The 16447-nt window shown below is 61.2% G+C and carries 1 protein-coding gene; it reads right to left on the reverse strand.

The window, feature by feature from the left end; translation table 11 throughout:
* Nucleotides 1-72: 72 nt before the first annotated feature.
* A complete protein-coding gene (locus tag ACFQW4_RS20400) occupies nt 73-16164 on the reverse strand; it encodes an Ig-like domain-containing protein (protein ID WP_377727078.1) in 16092 nt (5363 codons plus the stop codon).
* Between the last annotated feature and the right edge of the window lie 283 nt (nt 16165-16447).

Consider the following 16447-nt stretch of genomic DNA (forward strand, 5'->3'; position numbering starts at 1 on the left):
ATAGTCCACCAGTCAATAAAGAGAAAGGGGCACATCCCTGTGCCCTAACTGCATCCCTGCATCACAGAGCGATTACGCCGTGTGGTTTTGGTGCGGTTGTTGCAGCAGCTCCTCCAGAGAAACGTTCACGCCTTCCAGCGTAATCAGCTGAGTGGTGCTGTAACCCGTACCGGTACCATCACGGTCAATGGAAAGCACCGTATTGCCATCTGAAGTATGATCCACTTTCACGAAATCATTAATATTACTTGTGGAATCATTCCAGCCGATAAGCAAGTTACTGACGTCAATTTTGTCGCCTTGCGCGACATTGAAGTCGGTCCAGGTATCGTGACCGTTACCGCCGGTAGCATCCGCACTCGCCAATAAGTGATACACCAACGTATCTGCGCCGGCACCGCTGGTGATGGTGTCGTCGTAGGCACCGCCGGTTAGCGTGTCAGCCCCCGTGGTTCCTGTGATGGTTGGATGCAGCTCAATGGTGAACGACTGCGTGGTGATGGTGCCATCACTCGCCGCCAGGGTGTAACTGAACACCTCTTTATGGGTAATGGATTGTCCATCCACACCCGCATTCAGTGAATAGGTGTAGTTACCGTTGGCGGCAATACTCAGCACACCAAAGTCGCCGGCAATCGACGTCGTACCCACGCTGTGAACCGTGGTGATATCGCCGTGTTCATTAGTGATACTCAAGGTTCCGGTGTGCGTGCCCGATGCTGAACCGTAGATGCTGCCGCTGGCGTCATGGTCATTGGTGGCTTCGGCCACCAGACTGTTGGTCGCCAGCAGCGTGCTGGTGGATGCACCGTTGTGCAGGTTCACCGTCAGGCTGGCTGAGGTCACCGCGCCGCTGGCATCACGCACCGAATAGGTGAAGACGTCGGTGGCTGGCACCAGATCGGCATCCAGTCCCGCCTTCAGCGTATAGGTGTAGTTACCGTGCGAATCGATGGTCAGCGTACCGTAGCTGCTGGTGATCACCGTGTTACCGGTGGCCGCAATCGCATTGCCAGTCACCTGGGTGACCACCGTACCGTTCGGCACCGTACCGGCGACGGAGCTGGTATCGTTGGTCAACAGGTTGCCGGTGACAGTCGCCGCCACGGTCAACGCCAGCGTCGTAATATCCGACGTGGTGGTGACGGTAGTCGATGGCAACACGCCAACACCGGTGCTGGTGCCCAACAGCACCGCATAGTTACCTGTACCGAGGTTGCTGTAAGTCACGTTGCCACCGGTTTGTGTACCAATGGTCAGAACCGTGGTGATGTAGTTGGCGTTGCTGGATTTCAGCGCCCAGGTGCCGTTCGCCTGCTGTTGATAGAGGTACAAGGTATAAGTCGATGTCAGCGCCGCCAGGCTGGTGGCCGAGGCGTGTAATGTCACCGTGCGCGTATCCCCTGCGCCAACGTTAAACATATAGGCGTTAGTGCTGCTCAATACTCCCACACCCAGCACGCTGCCGAGGTTAACGCTCAGCAATGCGACGCTGGTCGAACTGGTATTGGCATTGGTGATGGTGCCGATTTGGGTGGTGTAATCCACTTCGTTGACATCATTCGCTGCCACGATTTGAATCGCACCGGTCAGCGGGGTGCTGGTCGATACGTTGCCTGCGCGGTCAGTCTGAATCACCGACAGCGAAGCACCGGTGGTTTGCGCCGTACTCAGGCTCACCGACCATGAACCGCCGCTGCCTACCGTCGTTGTACCCAGCGCGTTACCGCCCGCATCACGTACCGTTACCGTTGCCCCCACTTCACCGCTACCGGTGACCGTGGTACCGGCACCGTTGATTGCCAGGCCACTTACCGCCGCAGGCGGCACAGTATCGACGTTCACCGTCACCGCCGTGTTACCGGTGCTGACGTTACCCGCCGAATCAGTCACCGTTACGCTCAACGGATGCGCACCGTTCGCCAGTGCGCTGGGGGTGTAAGTCCAGCTGCCACCGGCGCCAACCGTTACTGAACCCAGCGCGGTGGTGCCATCGTAGATGGTGACAATCGCGCCCACTTCCGCCGTGCCGTTCAGCACTGGCGTGGTGTCACGGGTGTACGCGCCATTGTTCAGCGTCACCGGCGTGCTGCCGGCGTCATCGGTAATGGTGAGCGTACTGGCCGTTGGTGCCACGGTGTCGATGCGCAGCGTGGTCGAGGCGTTCGGGCTGACGTTGCCCGCCGCGTCGGTTGCCGTCACGTTCAGCGTATGGGTGCCGTTGCTCAGCGCAGTCGAGACGAAGCTCCATGTGCCACCGCTGCCCACCGTGGTGGTGCCCAGCAGTGTGGTGCCGTCGTACACGCTGATCCGTGCCCCGACTTCGCCGTTACCGGTCAGCAGCGGCGTGCTGTCGTTGGTGATGCCGTTATTCGGAATGGTCACCGCCGTGCTGCCGTTGTTATTGGCAGCAACCAGGTTGGTGACCGCCGCTGGCGGCGTGGTATCGATAATGACCGACGCCGACGTCGTCCCGCTGACGTTACCGGCCGTGTCCGTTACCGTCACGCTCAATGGATGCGTGCCCTGCGTGAGCGCGGCGGTGGTGAAGGTCCATGCGCCAGTGCTACCCGCAATCGCCGTGCCTAACAAGGTTCCACCATCGTAGATCGATACACGGCTGCCCGCTTCCGCCACGCCGCTCAGCGTTGGCGTGGTGTCGTTGGTAGCACCGCCGCTCGGCACCACGGTACTGGTGACATCATTGGTGATCACCAGCGTTGACGCCGCTGGAGCCACGGTATCCACCGTAATGGAAACCGTCGCCGATGCCGCACTGGTGTTACCCGCGGCATCGGTCACCGTCACGCTCAGCGGATGGCTACCGTTGCTCAGGGTCGCGGTGGTGAAGCTCCATGCACCTGAACCATTGGCGGTGGTGGAGCCAATCACGGTAGTACCGTCGTAGATGGTCACAATCGCGTTGGCTTCCGCCGTGCCGCTCAGGGTTGGCGTGGCGTCATCGGTAAAGGCACCGTTCGCCAGCGGCCCCTGAATAGTGCCGACGTCATCATTGATCACCAGATTGGTCACCGGATTCGGCGCCACGGTATCAATCGTCAGGGTGGTTGAGGCGTTCGGGCTCACGTTACCCGCCGCATCGGTTGCCGTGACGTTCAGCGTATGTACACCGTTGCTCAGCGCCGTCGAGACGAAGCTCCATGTGCCACCGCTGCCCACCGTGGTGGTGCCCAGCAGCGTGGTGCCATCGTAAACGCTGATCTTCGCGCCAATCTCGCCGGAACCGGTCAACAGCGGCGTATTGTCGTTGGTCACGCCGTTGTTCGGAATGGTCACCGCCGTACTGCCGTTATTGTTAGCGGCCACCAGATTGGTGACTGCCGCTGGCGGCGTGGTATCGATGGTTACCGAGGCCGAGGTGCTACCGCTGACGTTACCGGCCGCGTCGGTGACCGTGACGCTGAGTGGATGCGTGCCGGTGGTGAGCACGCCGGTGGTAAAGGTCCATGCGCCTGTGCCATTCGCAATCGCCGTCCCCAGCAACGTCGCGCCATCATAAATTGACACGCGGCTGCCCGCTTCCGCCACGCCGCTCAGCGTTGGGGTGTTGTCGTTGGTGAAGCCACCACTCGGCACCGTGCTACTGGTGATGTCATTGGTGATCACCAGCGTTGAGGCCGCTGGCGCCACGGTGTCTACCGTGATGGAAACCGGCGTGGTGGCGGCACTGGTGTTACCCGCCGCATCTTTCACCGTTACGCTCAGCGGATGCACACCGTTGCCTAGCGTGGCAGTGGTGAAGTTCCACGCACCGCCCGCGCCGGCCACCACTGAACCCAGCACCGTGGTGCCGTCGTAAATGGTGACAATCGCATTCGCTTCCGCCGTACCGCTCAGCGTTGGTGTGGCATCATCGGTCACCGCACCGTTCGCCAGCGGCCCCTGAATGCCGCCCACATTATCGCTTATCACCAGGTTAGTGACGGGCGCAGGTGCCACGGTATCCACGGTCAGGGTAAGCGTCGCGTTCGGGCTGACGTTGCCCGCTGCATCCGTCGCCGTGACGTTGAAGGTGTGCGCCCCCTCCGCCAGCGTTGGCGTGGTGAAGCTCCATGCGCCGTTAGTGCCTGCGGTAACAGAACCGATAATCGAGGTGCCATCGCGGATAATCACCAGACTGCCCGCGTCTGCCGTACCGCTCAGCGCTGGCGTGTTGTCATTGGTGCTGCCGTTATTGGCAATCGCCACCGACGTACTGCCGTTGTTGTTGGCCGCGGCCAGACCGGACACCGCCCCCGGCGCGACGGTATCGATAATCACCGTGGCCGAGGTGCTGCCGCTGACGTTACCCGCCGCATCGGTGACCGTGACGCTCAGTGGATGAGCGCCTTGCGTCAGCACATCGGTGGTGAAGGTCCATGCGCCGTTGCTGCCTGCCACCGCCGTACCGAGCAGCGTGCTGCCATCGTAGATCGATACGCGGCTGCCCGCTTCTGCCGTACCGCTCAGCGTTGGCGTGCTGTCGTTGGTTGAACCGCCATTCGGCACCGTGGTGCTGGTGAGATCATTAGTGATTAACAAGGTTGCGTTGGCTGGCGCCACCGTATCGACATTGACCGTGAAGTTGGTTGCCGCGCTGGTGTTACCGGCTGCATCGCGCACCGTCACGCTCAACGGATGCGATCCGTCGCTCAATGCGGCAGTGGTAAAGCTCCACGCACCATTGCTGCCCGCCACCACCGAACCCAGCACCGTGGTGCCTTCCGAGATAATCACGATATTGCCAGCGGTGGCATTACCGCTCAGCGTTGGCGTGTTGTCATCGGTCGCCGCACCGCTGGTGAGTGCTCCTTGTGTTGCACCTACGTTGTCAGAAACCACCAGATCGGTGACTGGCGTTGGTGCTGCCGTGGTCACAGTGAAGCTGATCGCCGCATTCGGGCTGACGTTACCGGCGAGATCGGTCGCCGTCACGTTCAGGGTATGCAGACCATCAGCCAGCGTGGGTGACGTGAAGCTCCATGCGCCGTTGCTGCCTGCGGTGACAGAACCGATAACGTCGGTGCCATCACGGATCACCACCACGCTGCCCGCATCTGCCGTACCGCTCAGTGCTGGCGTGTTGTCATTGGTGCTACCCCCCGCAGCAATGGTCACCGGCGAACTGCCGTTGTTGTTGGCAGCAGTCAAACCGCTCACCGCCGTTGGTACGACGGTATCTACGACCACCGTTGCCGTGCTGGATGCGGCGCTAGTATTACCGGCGGCATCTGTTACGCGAACGGTGAGCGAATGGCTGCCTTCGCCCAGTACCGGTGAAATAAAGCTCCATGCTCCGCCTGTTCCGGCAGCAACCGAACCGAGCAAGGTCGTACCGTCGTAAACGGTGATCACACTGCCAACTTCTGCGGTACCGCTCAGCGTCGGCGTGTTGTCGTTGGTCGAACCGCCATTTGGCACCACTGTGCTGGTGACGTCGTTGGTGACCACCAGCGTCGAAGCGTTGGGTGCCACGGTATCGACCGTGAGGTTCACAACATCAGAGCGTGGACTGACGTTACCCGCCGCATCCGTCACGGTGACGCTCAGCGCATGTCCGCCCTGACTCAGCGTTGGCGACGTGAAGCTCCATGCGCCGAGATCATTAGCGGTGGTTGAGCCGATAACGGTGTTGCCATCATAAATGGTGACAATGCCGTTGGCTTCAGCGGTGCCGGTGAGTTGCGGAGTGCTGTCGTTGGTCGATCCGTTGTTAGCAATCGGCACGGGCGAGCCACCGTTGTTATTCGCAGCGGCCAGGTCGGTGACTGCGACAGGGGCAATGGTGTCGATGGTTATCGTAATCGGATCCGATTGCACCCCGTCATTACCGCCAGAATCCGTTACCAGAACTGAAAGTGCATGAGAACCGTCAAGTAATGCTGTTGGCGTGTAAGTCCATTGCCCATCAGCACCGGCGGTGACACTTCCCAATTCAGTTGCACCGTCGAAAATTCTGACAATGTTGCCCGCCGTCGTCAGTCCGCTTAAGGCTGGCGTGCTGTCTTTGGTGTTTGCACCATCGCCCAAAGCAACCAGGGTGCTACCGCTGTTATCGGTGATTTGTAGCGTAGTGGTTGCAGGTGGCAGACCCGCTTCAATGTCGATAGTGAATTCAGAGGACGCTGGGCCTACATTTCCTGCCAGATCCTTGACCGTAACGGTAAAGGTATGGCTGCCATTACTGAGCGCCGCAGGGGTAAAGGTCCACGCACCATTAGTGGCGGTAACTGTACCCAGCAATGTCGTGCCATCGTAAACAGACACCACGCTGCCAGTTGCGGCAGAGCCACTTAATGTCGGTGTGTTGTCATCGGTGATTGCGCCATTCGCCAGGTTGCCGGTACTACCACCGACGTTGTCGTTAACCACCAAATCGGTGACCGCCGCTGGTGCCTCAGTATCAATATTAATCGTAATCGGTATCGCTTCCGGGCCCGTCGTCCCCGCAGAGTTGGTGACTGAAACGGTGAAGCTGTGCTGGCCATCATCTAAAGCCGCAGTTTCAAAGCGCCACTCGCCGTTGTCGCCTACCGTGGTGGTGCCAAGAAGATCGCTGCCCTCGTAGATGTTGATGATGGTGCCCGCTACACCGGTTCCGCTCAGCAAAGGCGTGTTGTCGTTGGAGTCACCGTCATCCGCCACCTGCACGGTGGTAGTGGCCGCATTATTGTAAATAGCAAAGCTCGACACCGCTGCCGGCGTAGAGGTGTCCACCGTCAATGATACCGAGGCATTGGCGCTCACGTTGCCCGCCGCATCGGTCACGGTGACATTCAGCGTATGCGTTGCATCCGTCAGCGCGCTGGTGGTGATGCTCCATGCGCCGTTGCTGCCTGCTACGGCTGAACCCACTAAGGTGGTGCCGTCATAGACGCGAACGATCGCGTTGGCTTCCGCCGTGCCGCTGATGGCTGGCGTGCTGTCATTGGTAATGCCGCCATCGGCAATGGTCACCGGTGAGCCACCATTGTTATTTTGCAGCAGCAGATCGTCAGCCGGTTGCGGTGCGGTGGCATCCACCACCACGGTAAAGGTCGAGGATGGCGAACTGACGTTGCCGACCTCGTCGGTTACGGTGGCGGTCAGCGTATGCGAACCCTCAGTTAAGGTCGGTGAGCTGAAGCTCCAGGTTCCGCCCGCCGTTGCGGTGGTCGAGCCGATAACGGTGGTGCCATCATAAAGAGTGACCAGGCTGCCCGCTTCCGCTGTGCCACTCAGCAACGGCGTGTTGTCGCTGGTGGTGGCGCCGTTCGGCACCAGTACGGGCGTCCCGCCGTTGTCATTGTTCACCACCAGCGTGGCTGGCGCTGGAACCACGCTGTCGACGGTGAAATCAATCGCCGCTGACGCTGTACTCACGTTGCCCGCCGCATCCACCACGGTGGTGCTCAGGCTGTGCGCGCCCTCATCCAGCGTGGGTGAGGTGAAGCTCCACTGACCGTTGCTGCCCACCGAAGCGCTACCGATGATGGTTGTGCCGTCACGGATAATCACCGTGCTGCCCGCTTCGGCGGTACCGGTGAGGAATGGCGTGTTGTCGTTGGTGAAGCCGCCGTTGGTGATAGCCACCGGCGACGTGCCTTCATCATTACTGGCCACCACGTTCAGCGCTGCCGCTGGCGGTGTGGCATCAATCACGACGCCAATGGTGCTCGGCGCACTGACGTTTCCTGCCGCATCGCTGGCCGTGACGCTAAAGGTATGGGTTCCATCCGCCAGCGCGCTCGCCGGCGTGAAGGTCCAGGTTCCGCCCGCCCCGACGGTGGTGGATCCCAACACGCCGTTCTGATCGGATACGGTGATGATGCTGCCCGCTTGTCCAGAACCGCTCAGCACCGGTGTGCTGTCGTTGGTGAGCCCGCCGTTCGGAATGCTAACGGGTGTACCAATATCGTTGGTCAGCGTCAGGCCGGTCGCCGCTGGCGGTGCCACGGTATCTACGGTGACGGTGATGGTGCTGCTTGCCGGTCCGGTGTTACCTGCGGCGTCACGCACCGTCACGCTCAGGTTGTGCGTGCCATCGGTCAGATTGGGTGAGAAGCTCCAGGCGCCCTGCGCATCGGCGACGGCGCTGCCCAGCACGGTGGTGCCGTCAGACACAATCACAATGCTGTTGGCTTCTGCGGTACCGCTCAACTCTGGTGTGTTGTCGTTGGTGGTGCCGTTGTTAGCAATCGGCACCGGCGAACCGCCGTTGTCGTTGTTCAGCACCAGTCCGGTTGCCGCAACAGGCGCAACGGTATCAACGTTAAAGGCAATGGCTGCGGAGGCAGGACCGACGTTACCCGCAGGATCGGTGACGGTCGCCGTCAGGCTGTGCCCACCTTCACCCAGCGTTGGCGTGGTGAAGCTCCACTGTCCGTTACTGCCAACAATCGCGGTGCCCAGCACGGTAGCGCCATCCAGCACGGTCACGGTGCTGCCGGCTGCAGCGGTACCGCTGATCGCCGGTGTGGCATCGTTGGTGGTGCTGCCTGCAGCAATCGTAACCGGCGAACTGCCGTTGTTGTTGTTCAGCGCGATCGCGCCCGGCGCCACTGGCGGCGTGGTATCAATGCTGAAGTTCAGGGCCGCGGACGGCGAACTGACGTTACCTGCAGCATCGGTCACCGTGGTGGTCAGGCTGTGATCGCCTTCGCCCAGCTCCGGCGAAGTGAAGCTCCAGCTGCCGCCGCTGTCGACCACAACCGAGCCCAGCACGTTGCTGCCGTCAGAAACAATCACGATGCTGCCTGCTTCAGCGCTGCCGCTCAACACTGGTGTGGTGTCGTTGGTGGCGCCGCCTGCAGCAATCGGTACCGGCGTTTGGCCGGAATCATTGCTCAGTTGCAGCCCTGTCGCCGCATTCGGTGCCTCGGTATCGACGATAAAGGCGATTGCCGTAGACGGAGCGCTGCTGTTGCCTGCGGCGTCAGTGACGGTTGCCGTCAGGCTGTGCGCGCCCTGGCTCAGCGCTGGTGAAGTGAAGCTCCAGGTTCCATCGGTGCCAACAATCGTCGAGCCCAGCACGGTGGTGCCGTCACGCACGATGATGATGTTGTCCGCCTCGGCGGTACCGCTCAGCACCGGCGTGGTGTCGTTAGTGGCTCCGCCCGAGACGATTGGCGTTGGCGTGCTGCCCTGATCGTTACTGAGTGCTACCGTAATCACGGCTGGCGGCGCAGTGATATCGATGGTAACCGCGTACGGCGTAGAGGCCGGGCCGACGTTACCGGCCGGATCGGTGACGGTAGCGGTCAGGCTGTGCGCGCCCTCGTCCAGCGGATTGGCCGGAGTGAAGCTCCATTTGCCATCGGTGCCGACGGTGGTGCTGCCCAGTACCTCGGTGCCATCACGCACGGTGACGACGCTGCCCGCTTCGGCACTGCCGCTCAACACTGGCGTGGTGTCGTTGGTGCGACCGCCGGTATCAACAGGAATCGCCGTGCCGCTGTTGTTATTGCTGAGCTGCAGATCAGTGGCGGCGGCTGGCGGTGTGGTATCCACGGTAAAGGTAACCGGCGTGGATGCGCCGCTGCTGTTGCCCGCCGCATCGGTGACGGTGGTGGTCAGGCTGTGTGCGCCCTCGCCCAGCGCGATCGTTGGCGTAAAGCTCCAGTTGCCGTCGATGTCCGCCGTGGCGGTGCCCAGCACGGTGGTGCCATCCAGTACGGTGACGGTGCTGCCCGCTTCGGCGCTGCCGCGCAACACGGGCGTGCTGTCGTTGGTGATACCGCCAGCGGCAATCGCCGTACCGCCGTCGTTACTCAGTTGCAGACCGGTTGAGGTTGCCGGTGGCTGCGTATCCACGGTGAAGTTAATCGGCGCAGACGGATCGCTAACGTTACCCGATGCGCTGGTGACGGTGGTGGTCAGGCTGTGCGCGCCTTCGCTCAACGCCGGCGTACTGAAGCTCCAGCTGCCGCCGCTACCAACCACAACGGTGCCGAGCACGGTGGTGCCATCCAGTACGGTCACTGTGCTGCCCGCCGCTGCGCTACCGCTGAGCACCGGCGTGGTGTCATTGGTCGCGCCGCCGGACGTAATCGGAACTGGCGTGCCGCCGTTGTCATTGTTCAGCTCAAGGTCAGCTGCGACTGGCGGTTGGGCGGTGTCGATATTGACGACGATGGGGGCCGATGCCGGGCCAACGTTACCGGCCGGATCGGTGACGGTCGCAGTAAGCGTGTGCTCTCCCGCCGTCAACGGTGCGGTTGGGATCACGCTCCAGCTGCCATCGCTGCCAACGGCTGCGCTGCCGATCACGGTAGTGCCATCACTCACCGTGACGATGCTGCCCGCTTCTGCGATGCCGCTCAGCGCAGGTGTGGTGTCATTAGTGGTGCCTCCCGCAGCAATCGGTACCGGCGTCGCTCCTTCATTGTTGCTGAGTTGCAGACCCGTTGCCGCCGCAGGTGGCGTGATATCCACGGTGACCACAATGGGCGCAGAGGGCGCACCGGTGTTGCCCGCCGGACTGGTAACGGTGGCGGTCAGGCTGTGATTGCCCTCGTTCAGCGCTGGCGTGGTGAAGCTCCATGTTCCGCCGCTGTCAACGGTGACGGTACCGAGTACGGTAGCGCCATCAGAAACGGTAATGGTGCTGCCCGCCGCTGCGGTGCCGCTCAATACTGGCGTTGCATCATTGGTTGCCGCACCAGAGGGAATAGGAACAGACGTGCCGCTGCTGTCGTTACTCAGCTGCACACCGCCCGGTGCTGGCGGTGCCGTGGTATCGATGGTGAAGGTCAATGGCGCGCTGGCCGCGCCGGTATTGCCCGCCGCATCGGTCACGGTGGTGGTCAGGCTGTGTGAACCATCGCCGAGCACCGGAGAGGTAAAGCTCCAGTTGCCATCGTTGCCGACGGTCACCGAACCCAACGCCGTGCTGCCATCAGACACCGTCACGACGCTGCCCGGTTCCGCACGACCGCTCAACACCGGCGTAACATCGTTGGTGGTGCCGCCATCCGCGACCGGCACCAGCGTGCCGCTGCCATCGTTGCTCAGTTGCAAATCGGTCGCCGCTGCCGGTGGCGTGGTATCCACAATCACAATCACCACCGACGACGCAGGGCCGACGTTACCGGCCGTATCGGTGACGGTGGTGGTGAGATTGTGCTGCCCTTCACTCAGCGGATCGGTTGGTGTAAAGCTCCAGTTGCCGTCGATGCCGGTGATTGCGGTGCCCAGCACCGTAGTGCCATCGCTCACCGTCACAGTGCTGCCCGGTTCGGCGGTGCCGTTCAGGGTTGGCGTGGTGTCGCCGGTAGTGCTACCTGAAGCCAGCGGTGTGCCATCATCGTTGGTGAACTGCACATTGCCCGCTGCGGCAGGCGGCTGGGTATCGATGGTCACCGTCACCGGCGTAGAAGCCGGGCCGGTATTACCGGCGGCATCGGTAACGGTTGAGGTCAGGCTATGATCGCCATCGCTCAGCGGTGGCGTGGTGTAACTCCAGCTGCCATCGTTGCCCACCGTGGTGGTGCCGAGCACGGTGGTGCCATCCGAGATGGTCACTGTGCTGCCAATTTCACCGCTGCCGCTCAAGGTTGGCGTGTTGGTGTTGGTGCTGCTGCCTTCCGGGATCGGCACACCCGCACCATCTTCCAGAGCCACGCCGGTTGGCGCGGTCGGCACCACGGTATCAATGGTGATGTTGATGGTTGGCGAATCGGTCTCCACGCCGGTCGTCGCGTTAGTGGCGACCGCATGGAAAGCGTAAGTGGCATCGGCCAGCGCCGCAGGCGTGAAGTTCCACTGCCCATCGCTACCCGCGACCGTGCTGCCAATGAGGGTGGTGCCGTTATACAGCGTGATCAGATCGCCCGCGCCCGCCTGGCCGCTAAGAATCGGCGTGGTGTCGTTAGTGCTGGAGTTGTTTGGCAGTTCAACCAGCGTGCTGCCGCTGTCGTCGGTCACCACCAGCAGGCTGCTGGTCGCCGGAACGCCAGCATCGACATTGAGGGTAAATACCGGCGACGACGGGCTTACATTGCCTGCCGCATCGGTGACGGTGGTGGTCAGGCTGTGTTGGCCGTTAGTCAGCGCGGCATCTGGCGTGAAGCTCCAGCTACCGTCGCTGCCCGCTGTCGCTGAGCCCAGCAGCGTGGTGCCGTCATAGACGCGCACCACCGATCCCGCTTCGGCGGTGCCGCTCAAAGTTGGCGTGCTGTCGTCGGTGAGGGTGCCCGAAGTCAACGAACCGGTGCTGCCGCCGACGTTATCGTTTACCACCAAACCGCTGACCGGCGCTGGCGCGGTGGTGTCTACGCTGAAGGCGATCGGTGTGGTCGCCGGGCTAACATTGCCCGCCGCATCGGTCACGGTGGTGCTCAGGCTGTGATTGCCCTCCGCCAGCGTCGGTGTGGTAAAGCTCCAGTTACCGTCGCTGCCGACCGTCACGGTACCCAACACGGTGGTGCCATCGAGTATAGTGACGGTGCTGCCCGCTTCCGCGCTGCCGCTTAAGACTGGTGTCGCGTCATTGCTGGCACCGCCAGCGGTAACTGGCTGCGTAATGCTGCCCGCATCGTTGGTGAGTTCCACGCCGGTTGCGGCATCGGGCGCAATAGTATCGACGGTGATGTTAATGGTTGCGGTATCAGTGGCGTTGCCGTTGGCATCGGTAATGGTGCCGTGCAACGCATGCGGACCATTGCCTAAACCGGTGACATAGAAAATCCACTGACCGTTACTGCCCGCCGTGGTGCTGCCCAGCACGGTGGTGCCGTCATACAGGGTTATGATATTGCCGGGCCCCGCCAAACCGGTTAATACCGGGCTGTCATTGTTGGTGCTGCCGCCGTCAGTCAGCTGACCCACGGTATTGCCGTTTTCATCCGTCACTTCCAGCGACGATGTGGCTGGCGGAATAGCCGCATCAACGTTGATCACAATCGGCGGACTGGCTGGGCCGACGTTACCGGCGCTGTCCGTGGCGGTGACGGTGAGGGTATGGCTGCCATTGCTCAACGCTGGCGTGGTGAAACGCCATGTGCCGTCGGTGTCCACGGTAGTGTTACCCAGCAGCGTGGTGCCATCGTAAATACTGATGGTGGCATTCGGCTCGCCGGTGCCGCTCAGGGTTGGTGCGCGGTCATCGGTAGTATCGCCGGACGTCAACGGTCCTTGTACCGCGCCGACGCTATCTTCGATCACCAGATCGGCAATAACGGCTGGCGGCGTGGTATCCACTGTTAAAGTAACGGCTGGCGACGCCGGACCGGTGTTGCCGGCCGGATCGGTGACGGTGGTGGTCAGGCTGTGGTTGCCGTCACTCAGGGTTGGCGAGGTGAAGCTCCAGCTGCCGTCGCTGCCCACCGTTACGCTGCCGAGCACGTTGGTGCCATCCAGCACGGTAACGGTGCTGCCCGGTTCTGCGGTGCCGCTCAAGGTTGGCGTGTTGTCATTGCTGGTGCCGCCAGAGGCAATGGGTACCACGGTGCTGCCGCTGTTATCGCTCAATTGCAAGTCGCCAGCCGCTGCCGGCGCAGTGTGATCAATAGTGATGTTGAGGGTGCCGGAATCGGTCACATTGCCATTAGTATCAGTGGCCGTGGCGTGGAAGGCATAAGTCCCGTCAGCCAGCGCGGTAGCTGGCGTAAAGCTCCATTGCCCATCCACACCCGCGACGGTGCTGCCGAGCAGCGTGGTGCCGTTATATAACTCGATAAGCGCGCCCGCCGAGGCCTGACCGCTCAAGGTTGGCGTGGTGTCCTGCGTGCTGGAACCTTCTGGCAACAGGCGAAGTGTGCTGCCGCTGTCATCGGTGATTTCCAGCGTGCTGGTGGTTGGCGGTACGCCAGCGTTGACGGTGAAGCTAACACCGGTTGTCGCCGGGCTGACGTTACCTGCCGCATCGGTCACCGTAACGCTGAGCGAATGGCTACCGTTGCTCAACGTTGGCGTGGTAATGCTCCAGGTACCGTCGTTGCCAACGGTGACGCTGCCGAGCAGCGTGTTGCCATCATAAATTTTGACGATGGCGTTGGCTTCACCGTTACCGGATAGCGTGGGTGTGCTGTCGTCGGTGGTGCCGCCCGCGGTGATTGGGCCGGTTGCAGCACCGACGTTATCGCTGATCACCACATTGCTGGCACCCGCAGGTGCCTGAGTATCCACGGTGAAGGCGATCGGCGTCGAGGTTGGACCCACATTACCTGCCGCATCGGTGACCGTGGCGGTCAGGCTGTGACCGCCTTCGGTTAAGGTCGGCGCAGTGAAGCTCCATGACCCATTGCTGCCCACGATTGCCGTGCCGAGCACGCTATCGCCATCACGCACGATGACGGTGCTACCCGGTTCAGCGGTGCCGCTCAGCACCGGCGTGGTGTTATTGGTCGCGCCACCGGCGGCAATCGGTTGTAGCGTGCTGCCATCGTTATCGCTCAGCGTTACGCCACCGGCCGCAGCAGGTGCGACGGTATCCACCGTGATGGTGATAGTTGGCGTTTGCGTCACGCTGCCCGCGTTGTTATCGACGGTGGCGTGCAGCGCGTAGGCACCGTCAGCCAACACAGTTGGGGTAAAGGTCCACTGACCATCGCTGCCCGCAACCACGCTACCCAGCACCGTGGTGCCGTTATACAGCGTGATCAGCGCACCCGCCGTCGCCAGGCCGCTCAGCGTTGGCGTGTTATCCTGAGTGCTGGCGCCGTTGCTGAGCTGCACCAGCGTGTTGCCGGAGTCATCGGTGATTTCCAGCGACGTTGTGGCAGGCGGAATAGCGGCCTGCACGGTGATTTCATAAGGGGCTGATGGCGCGCTGACGTTGCCAGCCGCATCGGTCACGGTCACAGTCAGGCTGTGGCTGCCATTACTCAGGGCGCTGGTGGTGTAACTCCAGCTGCCATCGGAACCCACCACCGCCGTACCAAGCAGCGTTTGCCCATCATAAACGCTGACGATCGCGCCCACTTCACCGCTGCCGGTAAGCGTCGGCGTATTGTCATCGGTTGTCCCGCCGTTAGTTACGGTGCCGCCGCTGCCGCCTGAATTATCGTTAACCTGCAGGTCGATGACTGCTGCTGGCGCTTGCGTATCCACGGTGAAGGTGATGGTCGCTGGCGTGCTGACGTTGCCCGCCGCATCGGTGGCGGTGATGCTCAGCGTATGGCTGCCCTCGCCCAGCGTTGGGCTGGTAAAGCTCCATGTGCCGTTGCTGCCCACCATGACACTGCCGAGCACCGTATCGCCATCGCGGATAGTGATAATTGAGCCCGCTTCGGCGGTTCCGCTCAGCACTGGCGTGGTGTCTTTGGTCGCGCCGCCGTTAGGTATGGGCTGCGCAGTCGAACCGCTGTTGTTAATAACGCTCAGGCCACTAACGGTCGCTGGCGCCACGGTATCCACGGTGAAATCCACCGGATTGGTCGCTGGGCTGGTGTTCCCCGCCGCGTCGGTGACGGTAGCGGTCAAACTATGCTGACCCTCCGCCAGCACTGGCGTGGTAAAGCTCCAGCTTCCGTCGGCGCCAACGGTCACGGTGCCGAGCAGCGTGCTGCCATCGTAAATGCTGACAATTGCGCCCGCTTCAGCGGTGCCGCTCAGAGTTGGCGTGTTGTCATCGGTAATGGCACCCGCGCCAATCGCGCCCTGATACGGACCTACGGCGTCGTTGATCACCAAATCCGTGATGGCGGTTGGCGGCGTAGTGTCGTTTTCACCGGGATCGGTGGGATTGGTTGGGTTGGTAGGATTAGTTGGGTTGGTGGGATTGCCGCCGTTGTTACCGTCATCGGGATTGGTCGGCGAGGCATTACCGCCACCACCACCTGAACCGGCAAACAGCGCACCTAAGCCCGCCAGCGCCGCACCACCGATACCAAAGGCGGCAATGGTGCCGTTATTGGTGGTGTTTTCCGCTAACAGCCCTTCGGTGCTGTCGATTGAAACGTACTGGAAACCTTCTGTACCGGGATCTTCAACCCACCACATGGCGCCGCGATCGTCCTGCAGAACCAGATCGCTATCGCCATTCGGGCTATAAAAATTATGAATAACAACCACTTCACCAGACTTCGTGGTGACGACTAAATCATTACCATTGCGTGTGAAAGACTTAATATCAGACTGATTAAGATGCAGCTTCACCAAACTCGGAGCGGTCAAATTAACTTGATTTCCACTCAGCTCAGAAGCAACGGTCCCACCTTTTGGGGTTACTGAGATATTATTCATGTTATCGAGATCCCGCAGTTTCCATAATCACGCCCGGTATCAGCAGACACCGGCTTTTACAGCGAATAATCGCGACGATTATTCACTTCTTCTCTTGATCGATTTCATACAGGCTAAGAATGAAATCGCGTTGAGTTTTGTTTAGCCGCCATCCTGATAACTGATTGGTTTTATTTCTTAAAATCACCACGGGAAAAATATATTTATTCTCAAGCGGCCGGGCACAAATGACGTGAAACGCATAAAGCCCAGGCTTTGACATTTTTTCAGTTCCCCGAGGGAT

This window comes from Pantoea sp. GCM10028869 (assembly GCF_042666835.1).
In the GTDB taxonomy this organism is placed as follows: Bacteria; Pseudomonadota; Gammaproteobacteria; order Enterobacterales; family Enterobacteriaceae; genus Pantoea; species Pantoea leporis.